Source organism: Streptomyces sp. NRRL B-24085 (assembly GCF_001282115.1).
Classification (GTDB): domain Bacteria; phylum Actinomycetota; class Actinomycetes; order Streptomycetales; family Streptomycetaceae; genus Streptomyces.
In genome coordinates, this window is record NZ_LJBR01000104.1 from 1 (window position 1) to 17,348 (window position 17,348).

Here is a 17,348-nt window from a genome sequence, read left to right on the forward strand (position 1 = left end):
GAGGAACTCGACACCGCCCGCCCTCCCCACACCCCGACGGCCGCCTTCGGGAAGGTCGTCGAGGCCGCACGGAACGCCTTCGCGGACTTCGCCGACACCGTGGCCCCCTGGCGCTCGTCCACCACCCCGGCCGCCGAACTCGCCGCGTACGTCCTGTGGTCGGCGACCGTACGCCCGGCCGGTCTGGTCACCCGGCCCGGCGTCCTGATGTCCAAGCACTGGATGGACAAGGTGTGGAGCTGGGACCACTGCTTCAACGCCCTCGCCCTGGCTCCCGGCCGTCCCGGACTGGCCTGGGACCAGTTCCAGTTGCCCTTCGACCACCAGGACGACACCGGGGCGCTGCCCGACTCGGTCACCCACTCCGAGGTGCTGCACAACTTCGTCAAACCGCCCGTCCACGGCTGGGCGTTCGGCCATCTGCGCCGACGGCTGCCCAGCCCCCCGGACCGGGCGGATCTGTCCGCCACGTACGACAGGCTGGAACGCTGGACGGAGTTCTGGCTCACCGCCCGGCGCGCTCCCGGCGCCGCCCTGCCGCACTACCAGCACGGCAACGACAGCGGCTGGGACAACGCCACGACCTTCGACCCCGAGCGCGTGGTCGTCACCGCGGACCTGGCCGCCTTCCTCACCCTCCAACTGCGCGAACTCGCCGATCTGGCCCGTCACTTGGAGCGGCCGGATGACGCCGAGCGGTGGACGCGGGCTGCCGAGGAGACACAGCGGGCCATGCTCGACGAGCTCTGGAGGGGCGACCGGTTCGTCGCCCGGGGCGTGGACAGCGGTGACACCTGGGGCACGTCCAGCCTCCTCGACCTGATGCCGATCGTGCTGGGCGAGCATCTGCCGGACGACGTCGGTGCCGTGCTGGCCGGCCGGATCGAGGCCCATCTGACCCCGTACGGTCTGGCCACCGAGCTGCCCACCTCGCCGCACTACCTCTCCGACGGCTACTGGCGCGGCCCGATCTGGGCCCCCGCCACGGTCCTCGTCGAGGACGGTCTGCGCCGCGGCGGGCACCTCCGGCTGGCGGACGAGATCAGCGCCCGCTTCCGCGCCCTGTGCGAACGGCACGGCTTCGCGGAGAACTTCGACGCCCTGACCGGGACCGGCCTGCGCGACCGCGCCTACACCTGGACGGCAGCCGCCTACCTCCTCCTCGCCGAGGCGCACGCCGAGCGCACCGGCCGGTGAGGCAGGTCAGGCCAGGGTGACCTCGACGGGCAGCTTCTTGATGCCGTTGACGAAGTTCGAGCGGACCCGGGGGACCTCGCCCACGAGCCGGATGTCGGCCAGCCGGGGGATCAGCTCCTCGAACATGATCCGGATCTCGGTGCGGGCGAGGAGGTTGCCCAGGCACAGGTGCGGGCTGCCCTTGCCGAAGGTGACGTGGTCGTTGTGCTGCCGGGCCACGTCGAAGTCGTACGGGTTGCCGAAGACCTCCTCGTCGCGGTTGCCGGAGGCGTACCACATCACGACCTTGTCGCCCTCGCGGATGCGTTTGCCGCCGAGTTCGACGTCGCGGGTCGCGGTGCGCCGGAAGTGGTAGACGGGGGAGGCCCAGCGCAGGAACTCCTCGACCGCCGTGGGGATCAGCGAGGGGTCGTCCCGCAGGCGGGCCAACTGGTCGGGGTGCTGGAGGAGGGCCAGCATGGAGTGGGTGATGGTGTGGCGGGTGGTCTCGTTCCCGGCCACGACGAGGAGCAGGAAGTAGTTGTCGAAGTCCTGCGCGGAGAGCGGGACGCCGTCGCGCGGGGTGGTGTTGACCAGCTTGGACACCAGGTCGGTGCCGTCGCCGCCGCGCCGCTGCCGGGCGAGCTCCCGTCCGTACGCGAAGACTTCGAGGGAGGCGGGGGAGCGGAAGGGCAGATCGCGGTACTTCTCGCTCTCCGCGCTGTGCAGCAGGACGTCCGCGTAGTCGGGGTCGGTGTTGCCGATGATGCGGTTGCCCCAGTCGATGAGCTGCTGGTTGTCCTCCGGCGGGACGTCGAGGAGGCGGGCCAGGACGTTGATGGGGAAGTCCGCCGAGACCTCCTTGACGAAGTCGAAGGTCCTCTTGGCCAGGGCCGCGTCCAGGGTCTGCGCGGTCAGACCGCGCAGGAAGTCGGTGTAGCTGCTGATGACCCCCGCGCCGAACTGGCGCTGGATGACGCTGCGCAGGGCGCGGTGGCGGACGCCGTCCAGCTCCAGGATCGAGGCGCGCTTCCTGATCTGGTCCTCGTCGACCTCCTCCAGGTTCACGAACCTCGTGGAGGTGAAGGTCTCCGCGTCACGGTCCACGCGCGCGATGTCGGCGTGCCGGGTGACCGCCCAGAAACCGGAGTTGGGCGCCTCCTCGGGCTGCCAGTGCACCGGGTCCTGGTGGCGCAGGGTGTGGAACATCCGCCAGGGGGTGGTCCCGTCGGTGAAGTTGTCGAGGTTCGCGAGGTCGACGTCCGCGAGCGGCATCGGCTCGACGGCGGTGACTGCTGTCGTCATGCGGAAGTCCTTCACAGGTGGTAGGCGTACTCGGTGAACTCCCAGTCGGTGACGTGCCGTTGGAAGCGTTCGACCTCGTTGCGCTTGTAGGCGAGGTAAGAGGTGGTGAAGTCCTTGCCGAGCAGTTCGGCCAGCGCGGTGTCGGCCTCCAGGGCGTCGAGCGCGGCGGGCAGGTTTGTGGGCAGGACGGCGGAGCGGGCGGTGTCGTAGCCGTAGCCCTCCAGCGGGGCGGGCGGTTCCTCGCCGGCCTCGATGCCGAGCAGGGCGGCGGCGAGCGTGCCGGCGATCAAGAGGTACGGGTTGGCGCTCGCGTCGCCGAGCCGCAGCTCCAGCCGGGCCCCGGAACCGCGCTCGGGCGGGACGCGCACCATGGCGCTGCGGTTGTCCAGTCCCCAGTCGATCAGCCAGGGGGCGAGGGTGTCCGGCCCGAAGCGCTTGTACGAGTTGACCGTCGGGTTGGCGAGGGCGGCGAGCGCGGGGGCGTGGGCCAGGATTCCGGCGACGGCGTGCCGGGCGGCCGTCGACAGGCCGTAGGAGCCGGCCGGGTCGTCGAAGGCGTTGCCGCCCGCCTCGTCCTGACAGGAGAGGTGGAGGTGGAAGCCGGAGCCGCCCGCGTCGCCGAAGGGCTTGGCCATGAAGGTGGCCAGGTTGCCCTCCTTGCGGGCCAGTTCCTTGACGGCGGCCTTGAAGCGGAAGGCCCGGTCGGCGGCGTCCAGGGCCTCGGAGTGGGTCAGGTTGATCTCGTACTGGCCGCCGTCGAACTCGTGGTTCCCCGTGACCACGCCGAGGCCGAGGTCGCGCAGGAGCCGCAGGGTGCGCAGCAGGTGGTTGCCGGGGTCGGCGCGCAGCCCCGCGGTGTAGACGGCACCGGACACCTCGGGGGCACGGCGCCAGCCGGTGGGGGCCTGGGGAGCGGGCTCCAGCAGGAAGTACTCCAGTTCGGGGCCCACGACGGGCCGCAGTCCCCGGGCCGCGCACCGGGCCAGTACGGCCCGCAGGAGGTCGCGCGGCGACTCGGCGGCCGGGCCCGAGGTCGCCGGGTCGGTGACCTCCCCCAGACAGGTGGCGACGCCCGGTTCCCAGGGCAGCGCGGACAGGGTCGACAGGTCGGGCCGTACGCACACGTCCGGCAGTCCCGCGTCCAGACCGCCCGCGACCGGGACCACGTCCCCCTGCGGGGTGGTGTGGTAGACGGCCTTGCAGAACGCCAGGCCGTGCTCGCAGGCCGCGGGCAGGTGATCCACCAGGACGTCCCGGGCGCGGTCCGTGCCGATGAGGTCGGGATAGATCACCCGGACCACGTCGATGCCGTCGGCGGTGAGCCGCTCTGTGTGACGGCGGATGTCTGGAGTGTCGTGAGCGCTCACCGATGCCTCCTTGGGCGGCTGGAGCAGCCTCGGATGTTCGTTTGAACCCGAACGTTATGGAGGAGGTCATCCGCCCGCAAGGGGGTGACGCGAATAATTTATCCACCTGGATAGGTATTGACCAGGGAGTGGCACCTGCCTATCTTGTTTGAAGCCAAACGAGTTGGGGGCGCGGTTCTCCGCAGCGGTCTTCGCGGCGGTCTCCGCCCTGGTTTTCGCAGTGGTTCCCGCGCCCCTTTGGCCGGGGCCCGGCCGAGCAGGCCGGGCCCCACTTCGCCCCTTCGCTCCCGCTCCCTCAGGAGGACCGGCCATGAAGGTCGTCGTCGACATGAACAAGTGCCAGGACCACGGCCAGTGCGTCTTCGCGGCCCCCGACGTCTTCTCGATGGACGGGGGCGGCCGTCTGCTGTACGTCCCCGATCCGGACGACGCGCTGCGCGACGAGGTCGAGGAAGCGGCGGACGTCTGCCCGCTCCAGGCGATCCGGATCGAGGACTGACGTGGGCGCCGGCATCGTCGTCGCGGGCGCCTCCATGGGCGGTCTGCGCGCGGCCGAGCAACTGCGCGCCGCCGGCTGGAGCGGCCGGATCACCGTCGTCGGCGACGAGCCGCACATGCCGTACAACCGGCCCCCGCTGTCCAAGGAGGTCCTCGCCGGCAAGGCGCCCTTCGCCTCCCTCGCCTTCACCCCCAAGGCCGCCGCGGCGGACGTGGAGTGGCGGCTGGGCAGGCGGATCGTCGCCTCCCGGCTCACCGAACGCACCGTCTCGCTCGACGACGGCTCGGTCCTCCCGTACGACGGTCTCGTGGTCGCCACCGGCATGCGGCCCCGCCGGCTGCGCTGCCCGGGGCCGCTCACCGGCCGGCACACGGTCCGCACGATCGACGACGCCCAGGGCCTGCGGGCCGAGCTGACCCGGCCGGGCGCACGCGTGGTCGTCGTCGGCGCCGGGTTCATCGGCTGCGAGGTCGCCGCCACGGCCGTGGCGCTCGGGGTGGCCGAGGTGACGGTCGTCGACCCGCTGCCCCTGCCCATGGTCGGCCCCCTCGGGGAACTGCTCGCACGCGCCCTGCTCAAGCGGCACGAGGAACGCGGAGTGCGGTTCGCACTGGGCACCGGCGTGTCCGCTTTCGCGGGCGAGGACCGCGTCACCGGCGTCGTCCTGTCCGACGGGACGGTCCTGGACGCCGACGTCGTCGTCGAGTCCGTCGGATCGGTCGCCAACACCGAGTGGCTGGACGGCAACGGGCTCGACCTCACCGACGGTGTCCTCACCGACAAAGGGCTCAGGGCCGGCGGCCGGCCGGACGTCGTCGCGGTCGGCGACGTCGCCCGCTTCCCCAACGCCCGCTACGACGGCGTGCCGCGCCGCGTCGAGCACTGGTCGATCCCCACCGACACCGCCAAGCACGCCGCCAGGACCCTCCTCGGCACCGAGCCGGCGCCCTTCGCGCCGCTGCCCACGTTCTGGAGCGACCAGCACGAGTTCCGGTTGCAGTCCTTCGGCGCACCCGCGCTCGGCCAGGACGACGTACGGATCCTGGACGGCGACCCCGAGGGTGACGTCCTGGTCGGCTACCACACCGGCGGCCGGCTCGTCGGCGTCGTGGCGCTCGGCGGTCACGCCGCCGCGACCGCTGCCGCCCGCTACCGCGCCGAACTGCTGAAGCAGCCCGCCCTCACCGCCTAAGGAACCCCGCCATGTCCGCTGTCCGTGGTTACTTCCACCCCAAGACGGCGAGCGGTGCCTCGTCGCTGATCCCCGCGCCCCCGTGGCGCTACTCCGGCGACCTGCTCACCGTCGAGTACCGCACGGATCCCGCCCGGGTACGCGAACTGCTGCCCGAGCCGCTGGAGTTGGCCGACGAGGACCCGGGTGCCGTCGCCCTGATCTGGGCCGACTGGCAGTCCTGCTCGGCGTCCGGCGAGGAACTGCTCGACCCCGTGCTCGCCCAGTACAAGGAGGCCTTCGCGGTCGTCCGCTGCACGTACCGGGGCGAGACCTACTCCCGGTGCGTGTACATCTGGGTCGACAAGGACTTCGCGATCGCGCGAGGGCTGCACCAGGGCTATCCGAAGAAGCTCGGGTCGATCCACCAGACCCGCCCGCACCCCTACGGGCCCGCGCCGCGGATCGAGGCGGGGGCACGCTTCGGGGCGACGCTCGCCGCCGCGGACCGGCGGCTCGCCCAGGCCGTGGTGACCCTGCGCGAGCCGTCCGGGACGAACGGGTTCGTCAACGGGCATCCCATGGCCCACCACCGCTGGCTGCCGTCGATCGAGAAGGGCAAGGGGCCGGCCCTGGACGAACTGATCGAGTCCGGGGCGGCCTCCTTCGAGGGCGGCCGCCCCTGGGTCGGGGACGCCGAGCTGGAACTGTTCGAGGCGCCGACGGAGGAGCTGGCCCGGCTCGAGATCCGTGAACCGATCGCCGCGTACTACCGCCAGGTCGGCGTCGTCTGGGACGGCGGCCGACTCCTGGAGTCCGGAACCTCCGGAGCCCATTAACTCCTTTACGTCACGCAGCACTTGGAGACCGGACATGACCGAACACACCCTCACGGTGGCCGGGGTCACCGTGGACACCCGGCACTGGATCGGCGGCGAACGCGTCGCCTCCGCCGGCACCTTCACCGACACCTCGCCGATCGACGGCGCCGTCCTCGGTGAGATCGCCCGCGGCGGACCCGCGGAAGCGGCCGCGGCCGTCGCCGCCGCCAAGGCCGCCTTCCCCGCCTGGGCCGCCACCCCGCGCGCCGAGCGGGCCCGCGTCCTGCACGCGATCGCCGACGGCGTCGAGAAGCGGATCGAGGAGCTCGCCATCGTCGAGACCACCGACAACGGCGCGCTGCTGCGCTCGCACCGCCGGGGCGTGATGCCGCGCGTGGCGCACAACTTCCGTTTCTTCGCGGACTGGCTGCTGACGCTGGACCACGACGACTTCGAGACCCGTGGCCACAACAACCACGTCTCCTGGGACCCGGCCGGCCCCTGCGTGCTGATCACACCGTGGAACGCGCCGCTGATGCTGGCCACCTGGAAGGTCGCCCCGGCGCTCGCCGCGGGCAACACCGTGGTCCTCAAGCCCGCCGAGTGGTCGCCGCTCACCGCCTCCCTCCTCGCCGACATCACCGCCGAGGCCGGGCTGCCCCCCGGCGTCCTGAACGTCGTCCAGGGCCACGGCGCCGAGATCGGTGACGCGCTGACCTCGCACCCGGACGTGCGCCGCATCAGCTTCACCGGGTCCGTGCCCACGGCCCGCCGGATCAGTGCGTCGGCCGCCGCCAACCTCACCCCGCTCAGCCTCGAACTCGGCGGCAAGTCACCCCTGTTGGTGTTCGCCGACGCCGACCTGGACCTCGCCGTCGACCTCGCGGTGGAGCAGTACGACAACGCCGGGCAGGTGTGTCTGGCCGCCACCCGCATCCTCGTGGAGGAGACGGTCGCCGAGGAGTTCACTCGACGATTTGTCGACAAGGCAACCCGGCTGCGGCAGGGCGACCCCCGCGACGAGGCCACCGACATCGGGCCCAACATCCACCCCCGCCAGTTGGAGAAGATCGACGGATTCGTGCGGCGAGCCGTCGCGGCCGGGGCCCGCGCCGTCATCGGCGGGCACCGGGGAGACGGCCAGTACTACGCGCCCACCCTGCTCACCGATGTCGATCAGGATGCGGAGATCGTGCAGGAGGAGGTCTTCGGCCCGGTCCTGACCCTCCAGACCTTCACCGACGAGGACGAGGCCGTCCGGCTCGCCAACGACACCCGCTTCGGGCTCGCCGCCACCCTCGCCACCGGCGACCCCGAGCGCGCCGAGCGCGTCAGCGCCCGGCTCGTCGCCGGCACCGTCTGGATCAACTGCTTCTTCGTCCGCGACCTCCAGGCACCCTTCGGCGGCTCCCGCCACTCCGGGGTCGGCCGCGAGGGCGGCACCTGGAGCTTCGACTTCTACTGCGACCTCAAGAACACCGTCACCGCGCCGAACGGATGGAACAACCATGGGTGAGATCGTCGGGGCGGGCCTCCTCGCCCACGTCCCCACCATCGTGCTCCCGCGTGAGGAGCGGCTGGAACTGAACGAGGGCAAGGAGATCACCCTCGTCACGGGCCTTCAACAACTGCGCCGCGAGGTGTTCGAGCGCGACGACTACGACACTGTTGTCGTCCTGGATTCCCACTGGGCGACCACCGTGGAGTTCGTGGTCACCGCCCAGCGGCGCAGGGCCGGCCTGTTCACCTCGGAGGAACTGCCGCGCGGCATGTGCAGGATGCCCTACGACTTCCCGGGCGACCCCGAACTGGCTTTCAACATAGAGAAGTTCGCGGACAAGCACGGCACCTGGATCACTGCGATCGACGACGACTACCTGCCGATCTACTACGCCACCATCAACCTCTGGAAGTTCCTGGGGGAGGGCCTGCCCGACAAACGGTGGGTGACCATCGGGGTCTGCCAGACCGGTGACATGGAGGACCACCTGCGTCTCGGACGGGCGCTGGCGGACGGCATCGCCGCCACCCCCGGCCGCCGCGTCCTGCTGATCGCGTCCGGCGCGCTCTCGCACACCTTCTGGCCGCTGCGCGAGCTGCGCGACCACGAGGCCAGCGACCCCGTGCACATCCGCACCCCCGAGGCCCGCGCGGCGGACCAGGAGCGCATCGCCTGGTTCAAGGAGGGCCGGCACGACAAGGTCCTCGACTCCATGGACGCGTTCTGGAAGGTCAAGCCCGAGGCGAGGTTCTTCCACTACCTGATGATGGCCGGCGCCCTCGGCGAGCAGGCCTGCACCGCCCGGGCCCGCCAGTACGGCGAGTACGAGAACTCCGTCGGCACCGGCCAGGTCCATCTGTGGTTCGACCGCCCGGCCGACGGCTGGACCGGCACCGGCCCGTCCGCGGCCCCCGCCCCGCGCACCCCTCACAGCCGTACCTAGGAGTCCCGAACATGCCCGAGTACCGCCGCATCCTCCTCGACGGCGCCGCCGTCCAGGTCACCGTCGACGGCGACGAACTGGTCGCCGGGGACGGCCGCCGCGTCAAGGCCGAGGACGCCCAGCACCTGCCCCCGGTCGTCCCCTCCAAGGTCATCGCCGTCCACCTCAACCACCGCAGCCGCGTCGACGAGTTCCGCATAGACCTGCCGGACACCCCCACCTACTTCCACAAGCCCACCTCCTCCCTCAACTCCCACAAGGGCGCGATCGTCCGCCCCGAGGGCTGCAAGTGGCTCAACTACGAGGGCGAGGTGGCCATCGTCGTCGGCAGGACCGCGCGGAACATCTCCCCGTCCGACGCGGGGGAGTTCATCGCCGGCTACACGATCGCCAACGACTACGGACTGCACGACTTCCGCGACACCGACGCGGGGTCCATGCTCCGCGTGAAGGGCTCCGACACCCTGTGCCCGCTGGGCCCCGGCCTGGTCACCGACTGGGACTTCCACGGCAAGCGCCTGCGGACGTACGTCAACGGCGAGGTGGTGCAGGACGGTTCGACCGACGAGATGAAGTGGGACATGCATTACCTCGTCGCCGACATCGCCCGCACCATCACGCTGTACCCCGGGGACGTCCTGCTGTCGGGCACGCCCGCCAACTCCCGCCCCGTCCAGCCCGGTGACGTCGTCGAGGTGGAGGTGGAGGGGCTGGGACGGCTCACCAACCACGTCGTCGCCGGCCCCACCGCCATCCGCACGGACGTCGGCGCCCAGCCCACCGAGTCCGAGGAGGTGCTGTCCACGGCGCTCGGCGGCGACTGGGAGTTCCGCGGAGTCCGGCCGCCACGGCGCTGACGAACGGGAAGCGGACCGCGGGGGACCGGCGTCGGATCCGCTTAGGGCTGCGGGGGGCCGGCGTCGGACGCGTCGGACCGCGGGGGGCGGCGTCGGACGCGTCGGGCTGCGTTGGTTCCGGCGTCGGACCGCAGACCGCGTGGGCCAGCGTCGGATCCGCTTCGGACCGGAGGGTCTGGTGAGGCCGTCGTGGGGCGGCGCGTGTCGGTCCGCGGCCTCGCCCCGCGAGGCCGTGGACGCTGACGTTGGGGGGTGCGCGGTCGAGGCGGGTGACCTCGCCCGCGGGCCGGGCACTGCGGTTCCGAGGAGCGGACCGCGTCGGACAGGCGGACCGGAGGGTCTGGTGAGGCCGTCGTGGGGCGGCACGTGTCCGTCCGCGGCGCCGCCCCGCGAGGCCTTCGATGCTGACGTCCGGGGGGCGGTCGACGGCCCAGCCCGGAACGGCTCCTCGGTCGCCCCGAACTCCGCTGTCCGCACCGGCGTGTTCGCTCGTCGCGGCGGACCGCCGAGGACTCGGCCGGCGGCGCTGGCCAGGTAGGGTCGCCGACATGACCGATTCCGCGGACGCCCCCGAGAGCCGACGGTCGCGCAAGCGAGTGCACTACGGGGAGGGGCGCGAGGCCCTGCTGAACGCGGCGGTGCGGGTGGTGGCCCGGGGCGGGCTGCGCAGGCTCACCTACCGCGCGGTCGCGGAGGAGGCGGGGGTCACCCACGGGCTGGTGGTCCACCACTTCGGCTCGCGCGACACCCTGATCGAGGAGACGCTCGCCCACACCATCCGCACCTCCCTGAACACCAGCGCGCTCGAACCCGGCACCGGCAAGGTCGACGACTTCTCCTCGGGCGTGTCCGACATGGTCACGGCGGATCCGGACAAGCAGGCGTTCCAGTACGAGCTGCTGCTCGAATCCCGCCGCAGGCCCGAGCTGCTTCCGCAGATCCGCGCCCTGTACGACGAGTACTTCGACGCCACCCGCCGCGAGCTGAACCGCATGCTCCCGGCGGGCGCCGACCGGGCGCTGGCCAGGCTGGTCTTCGCCGCTCTGGACGGCCTCGTCCTGCACCAACTCGTCCTGGGCGAGCCCGACGTCACCGACGCGGCGATCGAGGAACTCCGCTCCCTGCTGCGGCTGCTCGACGCGGACGCCGACGGCGACCACAAGGCCGACCGTGACGCCGACGGCGACCGCATCAGCGACGACGGGCACGACTCCGACGCCTGACGCGCCGGCCGGCGCGGACACCCGTCTCACCAAGGCCCTGCCCCCGGCCCCGGACCACGAGTCCGGGGCCTCCTCGCGCTGCCCACCCAGGCCCCGCCAGGACCGTACGGGTAAAGGGCACGGCAAATCGGCCACCTGACGGAAAAGCCCCGCCGAACCCCTTGCCAAACGGATAGTTCCGACCCACCATGAGGCAACTCGTTTGGCTCGAAACAATTCCCCGCCCCTCCCCGCTCCCGGCAGGTGATTCGAGTGGACAGTCAGACAGCGGTCAGCACGCAGACCGCTTCCGATCCCTCCACGGCAGGCAGGCTCAAGCCCAACTCGCTCGGCGTCCTGGGCATCCTGTTCTTCGTCCTTTCCGCCCAGGCCCCGCTGACCGGCATCGCCGGCGCCGTCCCCATCGCGGTCGGCATCGGCAACGGGCCCGGTACCCCCGCCGCGTACCTCGTGGCGGGCGCCGTGGTCCTGCTGTTCTCGGTCGGCTTCGTCGCCATGGGCCGCCATGTGGTGGACGCGGGCGCCTTCTACACCTACATCGGCAAGGGGCTCGGCCGCCCGGCCGGCTGCGGCAGCGCCGGTGTGGCCCTCTTCGCCTACTGCGCCATCCAGGCCGCCATGTACGGGCTGTACGGCGCCACGGTGAGCTCCCTGGTCGAGCACTACACCGGCACCCATGTGGCGTGGTGGGTCTGGACCCTGGTCACGATGGCGATCGTCCAGATACTCGGTGCCTCCGGCATCGAAATGGGAGCCAGGATCCTCGCCGTGTTCGTGCTGGCCGAGTTCAGCATCCTGATCGTCTTCGCCCTCGTCACCCTCTTCAAGGGCGGCGGCCCCGAAGGGCTCGGCTTCACCGACAGCTTCTCGCCCTCGGCCGCGCTCCAGGGCGCCCCGGGTGTGGCGCTGATGTTCGCCGTCGCGTCGATGTTCGGCTTCGAGGCCACCGCCATCTACGGCGAGGAGGCCCGCGAGCCGCGCAGGACCGTCCCCCGGGCCACCTACCTGTCCGTCGCGGTGGTCACCGGCTTCTTCGCCCTCACCTCGTGGATGCTGGTCTCCGCGCACGGCGCGTCCCGTGTCACGGCCGAGGCGGGCAAGGCCCTGGAGAGCGGCGACGCCACCGGCTTCGTGTTCGCGCCGATCGCCGCCCAGTTCGGCGGCTGGGTCGACGACGTCCTGCCGATCCTGCTGGCCACCTCGCTGTTCGCCGGCATTCTGGCCTTCCACAACTCGGCCAACCGCTACCTGTTCTCCCTCGGTCGTGAAGGCCTCCTGCCGCACGCGCTGACCAGCCTCAACGGCCGCCACTCGCCCTGGACGGCCGGCATCGTGCAGACCGTGATCTCGGTGCTGCTGGTGATGCCCTTCGCGGTCCTGGGCAAGGACCCGGTGCTGACCCTGTTCTCCTGGTTCAGCGGCGTCGCGGTGCTCGCGATGATGCTGCTGTACCTCCTGACCTCGGTCTCCGTGGTCGTCTTCTTCCGCAGGTCGGGTGCGGACGGCCGCCCCTGGAACACGGTGATCGCCCCCGTGCTGGGCGCGCTCGGCATCGCCGGTGCCATCTGGCTCATCGTCGAGAACTTCACCACGCTCATCGGCGGCGACCGCACCACCGCGATCTGGCTCCAGCTCGCCGTCCCCGCGGTCCTGGTGGCCGGTCTGGTGGTCGCGCGGGTGACCAGGGGCGGAGCGGCCACCGCCGGCTGACCCCGCGGCGAGGTGCGGCCCGGACCTCCCCGCCGGGCCGCACCCGCGGCGCTCCGCCGTCCGTTACGCCGGGGTGTGCGCCACCCGGTCGAGAAACGCGTCGGTCAGGTGACCGGCATTGGCCCGTGCCGCGGTTTCCAGGGCGCGGCTGCGGGCGAGCAGCTCCTCCGGGTCGACACCCAGCCGTACGCACTGCGCCCTGCCGCCGAGGTCGAGGTACCGGCGCACGACCGTCGTGGTGATCTCCGGGTGGAACTGCACACCCATGCTGCGGCCGGCCAGGAACGCCTGCGCGCACACCTCGTTGCGGGCCACCTCCACGGCCCCCGGCGGCAGGGCGCAGCGGTCGTGGTGCCACTGGAACCAGGGGCCCTCCGGTACCAGCGAGGGGTCGTCGCTGTCGATGCGGGTCCAGCCGATCTCGGGACGCGGCGCCGGTCCCACCGAGCCGCCGAGGGCGGTGGCCAGGGCCTGGGCGCCGAAGCAGACGCCCAGCACCGGGACGCCGAGGTGGTGGGCCGTGCGCAGCAGGGCGAGCTCGCCGCCGATCCAGGTGCCGACCGCCGTCTCGTCGTACACCGACCAGGGGGCGCCGAGCGACACGACCAGGTCCCAGTCGTCGGGCGCGGGGAACGCGAAGGAGACGTCCGGCGCGTGGTGGCGCTCCGCGGGCACGACGGTCACGGTCGTGAGGTCGTACCCGCGCTCGCGGAGTCGTGCCCCGATCAGTCCGGGCTCGGTCGCGTGGTCGTGCATGAGGACGAGTGCGCGCACGGCGGCTGCTCCTTTCCGTTGCCGGGGCCTCTTGTGCCGGGCCCCGGGCCGATCATATCGTTTGGATTCAAATAATATTTCGGAGGTCTTCCATGCCAGACGTCACGCACGAGGAGTGGCTGCGCCGGGCCAAGGGGCTGGACGTGTCCGGCGCCCATCACGTCGACGGGGCCGACGACCCCGGCGGGGGAGCGGTCTTCACCCTCGTGTCGCCCCGCGACGGCCAGGCGCTGGCCCAGGTCGCGGACGCCGGACAGGCCGAGGTCGACCTCGCCGTGGCGGCCGCCCGGCGGGCCTTCGACTCGGGTCCCTGGCCGCGCCTCGCCCCCGCCGAGCGCGGCCGGACGCTGCTGCGCCTCGCCGACCTGCTCGAGGAGCGGCGCGAGGAACTCGCGCTGACGGTCAGCCTGGAGATGGGCAAACCCATAACGGACGCGTACGGCATCGAACTGCGCGCCCTCATCGGCACCTTCCGCTGGTACGGCCAGCTCGCCGACAAGCTCACCGACGAGTCCCCGCACACCGCCCCCGACGCCCTCGCCCTCGTCACCCGGGAGCCGGCCGGAGTCGTCGGCGCCGTCGTGCCCTGGAACTTCCCTCTGACGCTGGCCGGCTGGAAGGTCGCCCCGGCGCTCGCGGCCGGCTGCACGGTCGTACTGAAGCCGTCGGAGAACGCACCGCTCTCCGGACTGCTGCTGGGCCGCCTCGCCACCGAGGCGGGACTGCCGCCCGGCGTCCTGAACGTGGTGAGCGGCAACGGGCCGGTGGCCGGGCGGGCGCTGGGCCTGCACCCCGACGTCGACGTGCTGGCCTTCACCGGCTCCACCGCCGTCGGCCGGCACTTCCTGCGCTACTCCGCCGACTCCAACCTCAAGCGCGTCTGGCTGGAGCTCGGCGGCAAGTCGCCGAACATCATCCTCCCCGACGCCCCCGACCTGGAACAGGCCGCGGCCACCGCCGCCTGGGGCATCTTCTTCAACCAGGGCGAGATGTGCACCGCCCCCTCCCGCCTCCTGGTGCACTCCTCCGTCGCCGACCAGGTCACCGAGGCCGTCGTCGCGCGGGCGCGGGAACTGCGGGTCGGGGACCCCCTCGACCCGGCCACCGAGATGGGCGCCCTGGTCACGGAGGCCCACCTGGCCCGCGTCGAGGACCACATCGCCACGGGCCTCGGCGAAGGGGCCCGGCTGCGTGCCGGCGGCGGCCGCACCCTGACCGGGACGGGCGGCAGCTTCCTGGAGCCCACCGTCTTCGACCGGGTCGGCCCCGGTATGCGGCTGGCGCGCGAGGAGATCTTCGGTCCGGTCCTGTCCGTGCTCACCTTCGACGACCTCGACGAGGCGGTACGGCTCGCCAACGCCACCGAGTACGGGCTCGCCGGCGCCGTGTGGACCTCCGATCTGTCCACCGCCCACCGGGTCTCCCGCGCCCTGAGGGCAGGAACCGTCTGGGTCAACTGCTACGAGGAGGGCGACCTGACGGTGCCCTTCGGCGGCATGAAGCAGTCGGGCAACGGCCGCGACAAGTCCGCGCACGCCCTGGAGAAGTACACCGAGCTCAAGACGACCTGGATCCAGCTGTGAACCGGACGCACAGGTCAGCGCGGCCTCTCATCGCGATCCCCGCACGCTTCTCCGCCACCACGTCCGCCCTCCGGTACGCCGCCGAGGTCAACGCCCGCGCGCTGATCGAGGCCGTGTGGCGGGCCGGCGGCGAACCGGCGGGCATCCACCCCGCCGCCGGAGACGTCCCGGCCCGCCTCGCCCGCTTCGACGGCGTCCTTCTCCCCGGCGGCGGCGACCTCGCCCCGCACCGCTACGGCGCCGGCGACACCCACGCGGCCGTCTACGACGTCGACGACCTCCAGGACGCCTTCGACCTCGAAGTCGCCCGCGCCGCACTGGACTCGGGCCTGCCCCTGCTGGCGATCTGCCGCGGCCTCCAGGTCGTGGACGTGGCCCTCGGCGGCACCCTGGAACAGCACATGGACAGCGACCACCGGCACCTCGTGCACCCCGTCACGATCCGGAGCGGCACCCTGCTGGAGCGGGCCACCGGCGCCGAGAAGACCGACGTCTCCTGCTACCACCACCAGCGTGTGGACCGCCTCGGCGAAGGACTCACGGCCACCGCGCACGCCGCCGACGGCACCGTGGAGGGCCTCGAACTGCCCGACGCCCCCGGCTGGTTCACCGCCGTCCAGTGGCACCCCGAGGACACGGCACACGAGGACCCCGCCCAGCAGGGTCTGTTCGACGCCCTGGTCCGGGCCGCCCGCGACCGACGCTGAGGCCGCGGTCCGGGGGACCGAACCGTGCAGTCCTCGTGAAAACCCGGTGGAAGCGCTGTCGGTGGTGCCCTCTATGCTGCACCGGACGATCACGCGGGACCAGGGGAGGGCGGGGCATGTTCGGCAAGCTGTTCGGTGGGGGCCGGGAGAGACCGGAGGCGGATCCGTACGCCCTGCCCGTGCCGCGCAGACAGAAGAACGGGACGTACCCGCTGCGCGCCCTCGGGGACACGCGGGTGCTCGCGCTGGTGGAAGCGGCCGACGCCGGTGACTGGGAGGCGGTCAAGGCGGCCCTCGCTCCCTTCGACCTCGGGCGCGAGCAGGCGGTCCTGGGGCAACTGGCGCACGTCGACGGTGTGGAGGAGTGGATCGTCCGGGCCGCCGAGGAGGACAAGGACGACAAGGAGCTTCGGGCGACCGCCCTGCTCATCTCCGGTGCGCGCCATGTCGCCTGGGGCTGGGAGGCGCGCACGTCCGCCCGTGCCGTGGACGTCAGCCGCGAGCAGTGGCAGACCTTCTACGAGCGGCTGCGCATCGCCGAGGAGCACCTGCTGGAGGCCGCCGAGCTGCGGCCCGACTGGGTCACGCCGTGGCGCCATCTGCTCACCTCAGGACGCGGCATGTCCGTCGACGACAGCGTCAAGGAGGCCCGGCTCGCAGCCGGCCTGCGCCGCGATCCGCTGAACCTGGACCTCCACCTGGAGTGGGTGTCGCAGCTCCAGCCCCGCTGGGGCGGACAGCCGGGCGAGGCCCTGGAGTTCGCCCGGAAGGCCTTCGCCGGCGCGCCCGACGGGCACCGGCTCGGCTGTGTCATCGCCATGGCACACATCGAGGAGTGGGTGGAGTCCGACGACCGCGACTGCCTGCAGGACCCGCGGATCCGGACCGAGTTGCGGGAGGCCGCCGAGCGCAGCATCCTGCACCACGCGTACGAGCGCCGGCTGGGCTGGCAGGGCGACTACAACATGTTCGCCATGGCCCTCTCGCTGGCGGGCAGCAGCACCGCCTCCAATGTCTTCCGCGAGCTGGAAGGCGTGTTCACCGAGTGGCCCTGGACCTTCATGGCGGACCCGCAGAAAGCGTACGCGCGCTTCCGCAAGGCCTTCTGAGCCGCTGGCCGCCCGACCTTGCCGTCCTCGGCCGGTCCCGCGGACGACCGCCCACCCCGCCGTTCCCTTCCCTTCACCCCGGACTGCCCCATGCCCCTGCGTCACAACGCCGCCGAGCACGCGACCACCGACCGCACCTTCCAGGTCGACCTCCGCGGCCTCGTCGACCTCCTCTCCCACCACCTCTACTCCAGCCCCCGCGTCTACCTCCGTGAGCTCCTCCAGAACGCGGTGGACGCGCTGACCGCCCGGCACGACCTCGAACCGGGCGCCCCCGCCGACGCGTTCGGCATCCGCTTGTACGCCGACGGCTCCGTGGTGCGCGTCGAGGACGACGGCGTCGGACTCACCGAGGCCGACGTGCACACCTTCCTCGCCACGATCGGCCGCAGCAGCAAGCGGGCGGAGCAGATCGCCGACCAACGCGCCGACTTCATCGGCCAGTTCGGCATCGGCCTGCTCTCCTGCTTCCTGGTCGCCGACGAGATCCACGTCGTGAGCCGCTCCGCCCGCACCCCCGACGCACCCGCCGTGGAGTGGCGCGGACGCGGCGACGGCAGCTACACCGTCCGCACCCTGCCCGCCGCCACCCGCCCCCGCCC

16 protein-coding genes are annotated in these 17,348 nt (G+C 72.1%); 13 read left to right on the top strand and 3 right to left on the bottom strand.

What is annotated here, in order from left to right:
* The coding region (locus AOJ26_RS13810; RefSeq protein ID WP_053848555.1) for an amylo-alpha-1,6-glucosidase at positions 1–1,197 on the top strand (1,197 nt) is incomplete at its 5' end.
* A 6-nt stretch (positions 1,198–1,203) separates the two neighbouring features.
* Here AOJ26_RS13810 and AOJ26_RS13815 read toward each other — a convergent pair.
* Positions 1,204–2,481: a cytochrome P450 gene (locus tag AOJ26_RS13815; RefSeq protein WP_053848556.1), complete on the bottom strand. Its 1,278-nt coding sequence runs from the start codon at positions 2,479–2,481 to the stop codon at positions 1,204–1,206.
* Positions 2,482–2,492: 11 nt separating this feature from the next.
* Positions 2,493–3,848 carry a glutamine synthetase family protein gene (locus AOJ26_RS13820; protein WP_053848557.1) on the bottom strand — a complete coding sequence of 452 codons (1,356 nt, stop codon included), beginning with the start codon at positions 3,846–3,848 and terminating at the stop codon, positions 2,493–2,495.
* Positions 3,849–4,158: 310 nt separating this feature from the next.
* Between AOJ26_RS13820 and AOJ26_RS13825 the strand changes: the two genes are divergently transcribed.
* The 8 genes from AOJ26_RS13825 to AOJ26_RS13860 all read left to right on the top strand — a co-directional run bounded on the left by AOJ26_RS13825 (position 4,159) and on the right by AOJ26_RS13860 (position 12,573).
* Entirely contained in the window at positions 4,159–4,347 is a 189-nt protein-coding gene (locus AOJ26_RS13825; protein ID WP_053848558.1) for a ferredoxin, read from the top strand.
* 1 nt (position 4,348) lies between these two features.
* Positions 4,349–5,539, top strand: a complete 1,191-nt coding sequence (locus AOJ26_RS13830; protein WP_053848559.1) for an NAD(P)/FAD-dependent oxidoreductase — start codon at positions 4,349–4,351, stop codon at positions 5,537–5,539.
* Positions 5,540–5,550: 11 nt separating this feature from the next.
* Positions 5,551–6,357, top strand: a complete 807-nt coding sequence (locus AOJ26_RS13835) for an acetoacetate decarboxylase family protein (RefSeq protein WP_053848560.1) — start codon at positions 5,551–5,553, stop codon at positions 6,355–6,357.
* 34 nt (positions 6,358–6,391) lie between these two features.
* Positions 6,392–7,855: an aldehyde dehydrogenase gene (locus AOJ26_RS13840; protein ID WP_053848561.1), complete on the top strand. Its 1,464-nt coding sequence runs from the start codon at positions 6,392–6,394 to the stop codon at positions 7,853–7,855.
* Positions 7,848–8,783 carry a 3,4-dihydroxyphenylacetate 2,3-dioxygenase gene (locus AOJ26_RS13845; RefSeq protein ID WP_053848562.1) on the top strand — a complete coding sequence of 312 codons (936 nt, stop codon included), beginning with the start codon at positions 7,848–7,850 and terminating at the stop codon, positions 8,781–8,783. Before AOJ26_RS13840 ends, AOJ26_RS13845 begins: the two co-directional genes overlap by 8 nt.
* An 11-nt stretch (positions 8,784–8,794) precedes the next feature.
* On the top strand, positions 8,795–9,640 hold the full coding sequence (locus AOJ26_RS13850) for a fumarylacetoacetate hydrolase family protein (RefSeq protein ID WP_053848563.1): 846 nt from the start codon (positions 8,795–8,797) through the stop codon (positions 9,638–9,640).
* Positions 9,641–10,188: 548 nt separating this feature from the next.
* On the top strand, positions 10,189–10,863 hold the full coding sequence (locus AOJ26_RS13855; RefSeq protein ID WP_053848564.1) for a TetR/AcrR family transcriptional regulator: 675 nt from the start codon (positions 10,189–10,191) through the stop codon (positions 10,861–10,863).
* A 252-nt stretch (positions 10,864–11,115) separates the two neighbouring features.
* A complete protein-coding gene (locus AOJ26_RS13860; RefSeq protein WP_053848565.1) occupies positions 11,116–12,573 on the top strand; it encodes an APC family permease in 1,458 nt (485 codons plus the stop codon).
* 63 nt (positions 12,574–12,636) lie between these two features.
* On the opposite strand, the gene AOJ26_RS13865 is transcribed toward AOJ26_RS13860, so the two are convergent.
* Positions 12,637–13,347 carry a type 1 glutamine amidotransferase gene (locus tag AOJ26_RS13865; RefSeq protein ID WP_053848566.1) on the bottom strand — a complete coding sequence of 237 codons (711 nt, stop codon included), beginning with the start codon at positions 13,345–13,347 and terminating at the stop codon, positions 12,637–12,639.
* 92 nt (positions 13,348–13,439) lie between these two features.
* Between AOJ26_RS13865 and AOJ26_RS13870 the strand changes: the two genes are divergently transcribed.
* The 4 genes from AOJ26_RS13870 to AOJ26_RS13885 all read left to right on the top strand — a co-directional run.
* Positions 13,440–14,930, top strand: coding sequence for an aldehyde dehydrogenase (locus AOJ26_RS13870; protein ID WP_053848567.1), 1,491 nt, complete (start codon positions 13,440–13,442; stop codon positions 14,928–14,930).
* Complete coding sequence (locus AOJ26_RS13875) at positions 14,927–15,637, top strand: gamma-glutamyl-gamma-aminobutyrate hydrolase family protein (RefSeq protein WP_053848568.1); 711 nt, start codon at positions 14,927–14,929, stop codon at positions 15,635–15,637. Before AOJ26_RS13870 ends, AOJ26_RS13875 begins: the two co-directional genes overlap by 4 nt.
* Positions 15,638–15,753: 116 nt before the next feature.
* Positions 15,754–16,746, top strand: a complete 993-nt coding sequence (locus AOJ26_RS13880) for a hypothetical protein (protein ID WP_053848569.1) — start codon at positions 15,754–15,756, stop codon at positions 16,744–16,746.
* A gap of 90 nt (positions 16,747–16,836) precedes the next feature.
* A partial coding sequence (locus AOJ26_RS13885; protein WP_179200297.1) for an ATP-binding protein occupies positions 16,837–17,348 on the top strand: 512 nt, incomplete at its 3' end.

Bases quoted from the DNA above. Each gene is read 5' to 3' on its own strand.
- AOJ26_RS13845 (WP_053848562.1), top strand. From the start codon at position 7,848: ATGGGTGAGATCGTCGGGGCGGGCCTCCTCGCCCACGTCCCCACCATC.
- AOJ26_RS13835 (WP_053848560.1), top strand. From the start codon at position 5,551: ATGTCCGCTGTCCGTGGTTACTTCCACCCCAAGACGGCGAGCGGTGCC.
- AOJ26_RS13850 (WP_053848563.1), top strand. From the start codon at position 8,795: ATGCCCGAGTACCGCCGCATCCTCCTCGACGGCGCCGCCGTCCAGGTC.
- AOJ26_RS13840 (WP_053848561.1), top strand. From the start codon at position 6,392: ATGACCGAACACACCCTCACGGTGGCCGGGGTCACCGTGGACACCCGG.
- AOJ26_RS13870 (WP_053848567.1), top strand. From the start codon at position 13,440: ATGCCAGACGTCACGCACGAGGAGTGGCTGCGCCGGGCCAAGGGGCTG.
- AOJ26_RS13880 (WP_053848569.1), top strand. From the start codon at position 15,754: ATGTTCGGCAAGCTGTTCGGTGGGGGCCGGGAGAGACCGGAGGCGGAT.
- AOJ26_RS13815 (WP_053848556.1), bottom strand. From the start codon at position 2,481: ATGACGACAGCAGTCACCGCCGTCGAGCCGATGCCGCTCGCGGACGTC.
- AOJ26_RS13855 (WP_053848564.1), top strand. From the start codon at position 10,189: ATGACCGATTCCGCGGACGCCCCCGAGAGCCGACGGTCGCGCAAGCGA.
- AOJ26_RS13825 (WP_053848558.1), top strand. From the start codon at position 4,159: ATGAAGGTCGTCGTCGACATGAACAAGTGCCAGGACCACGGCCAGTGC.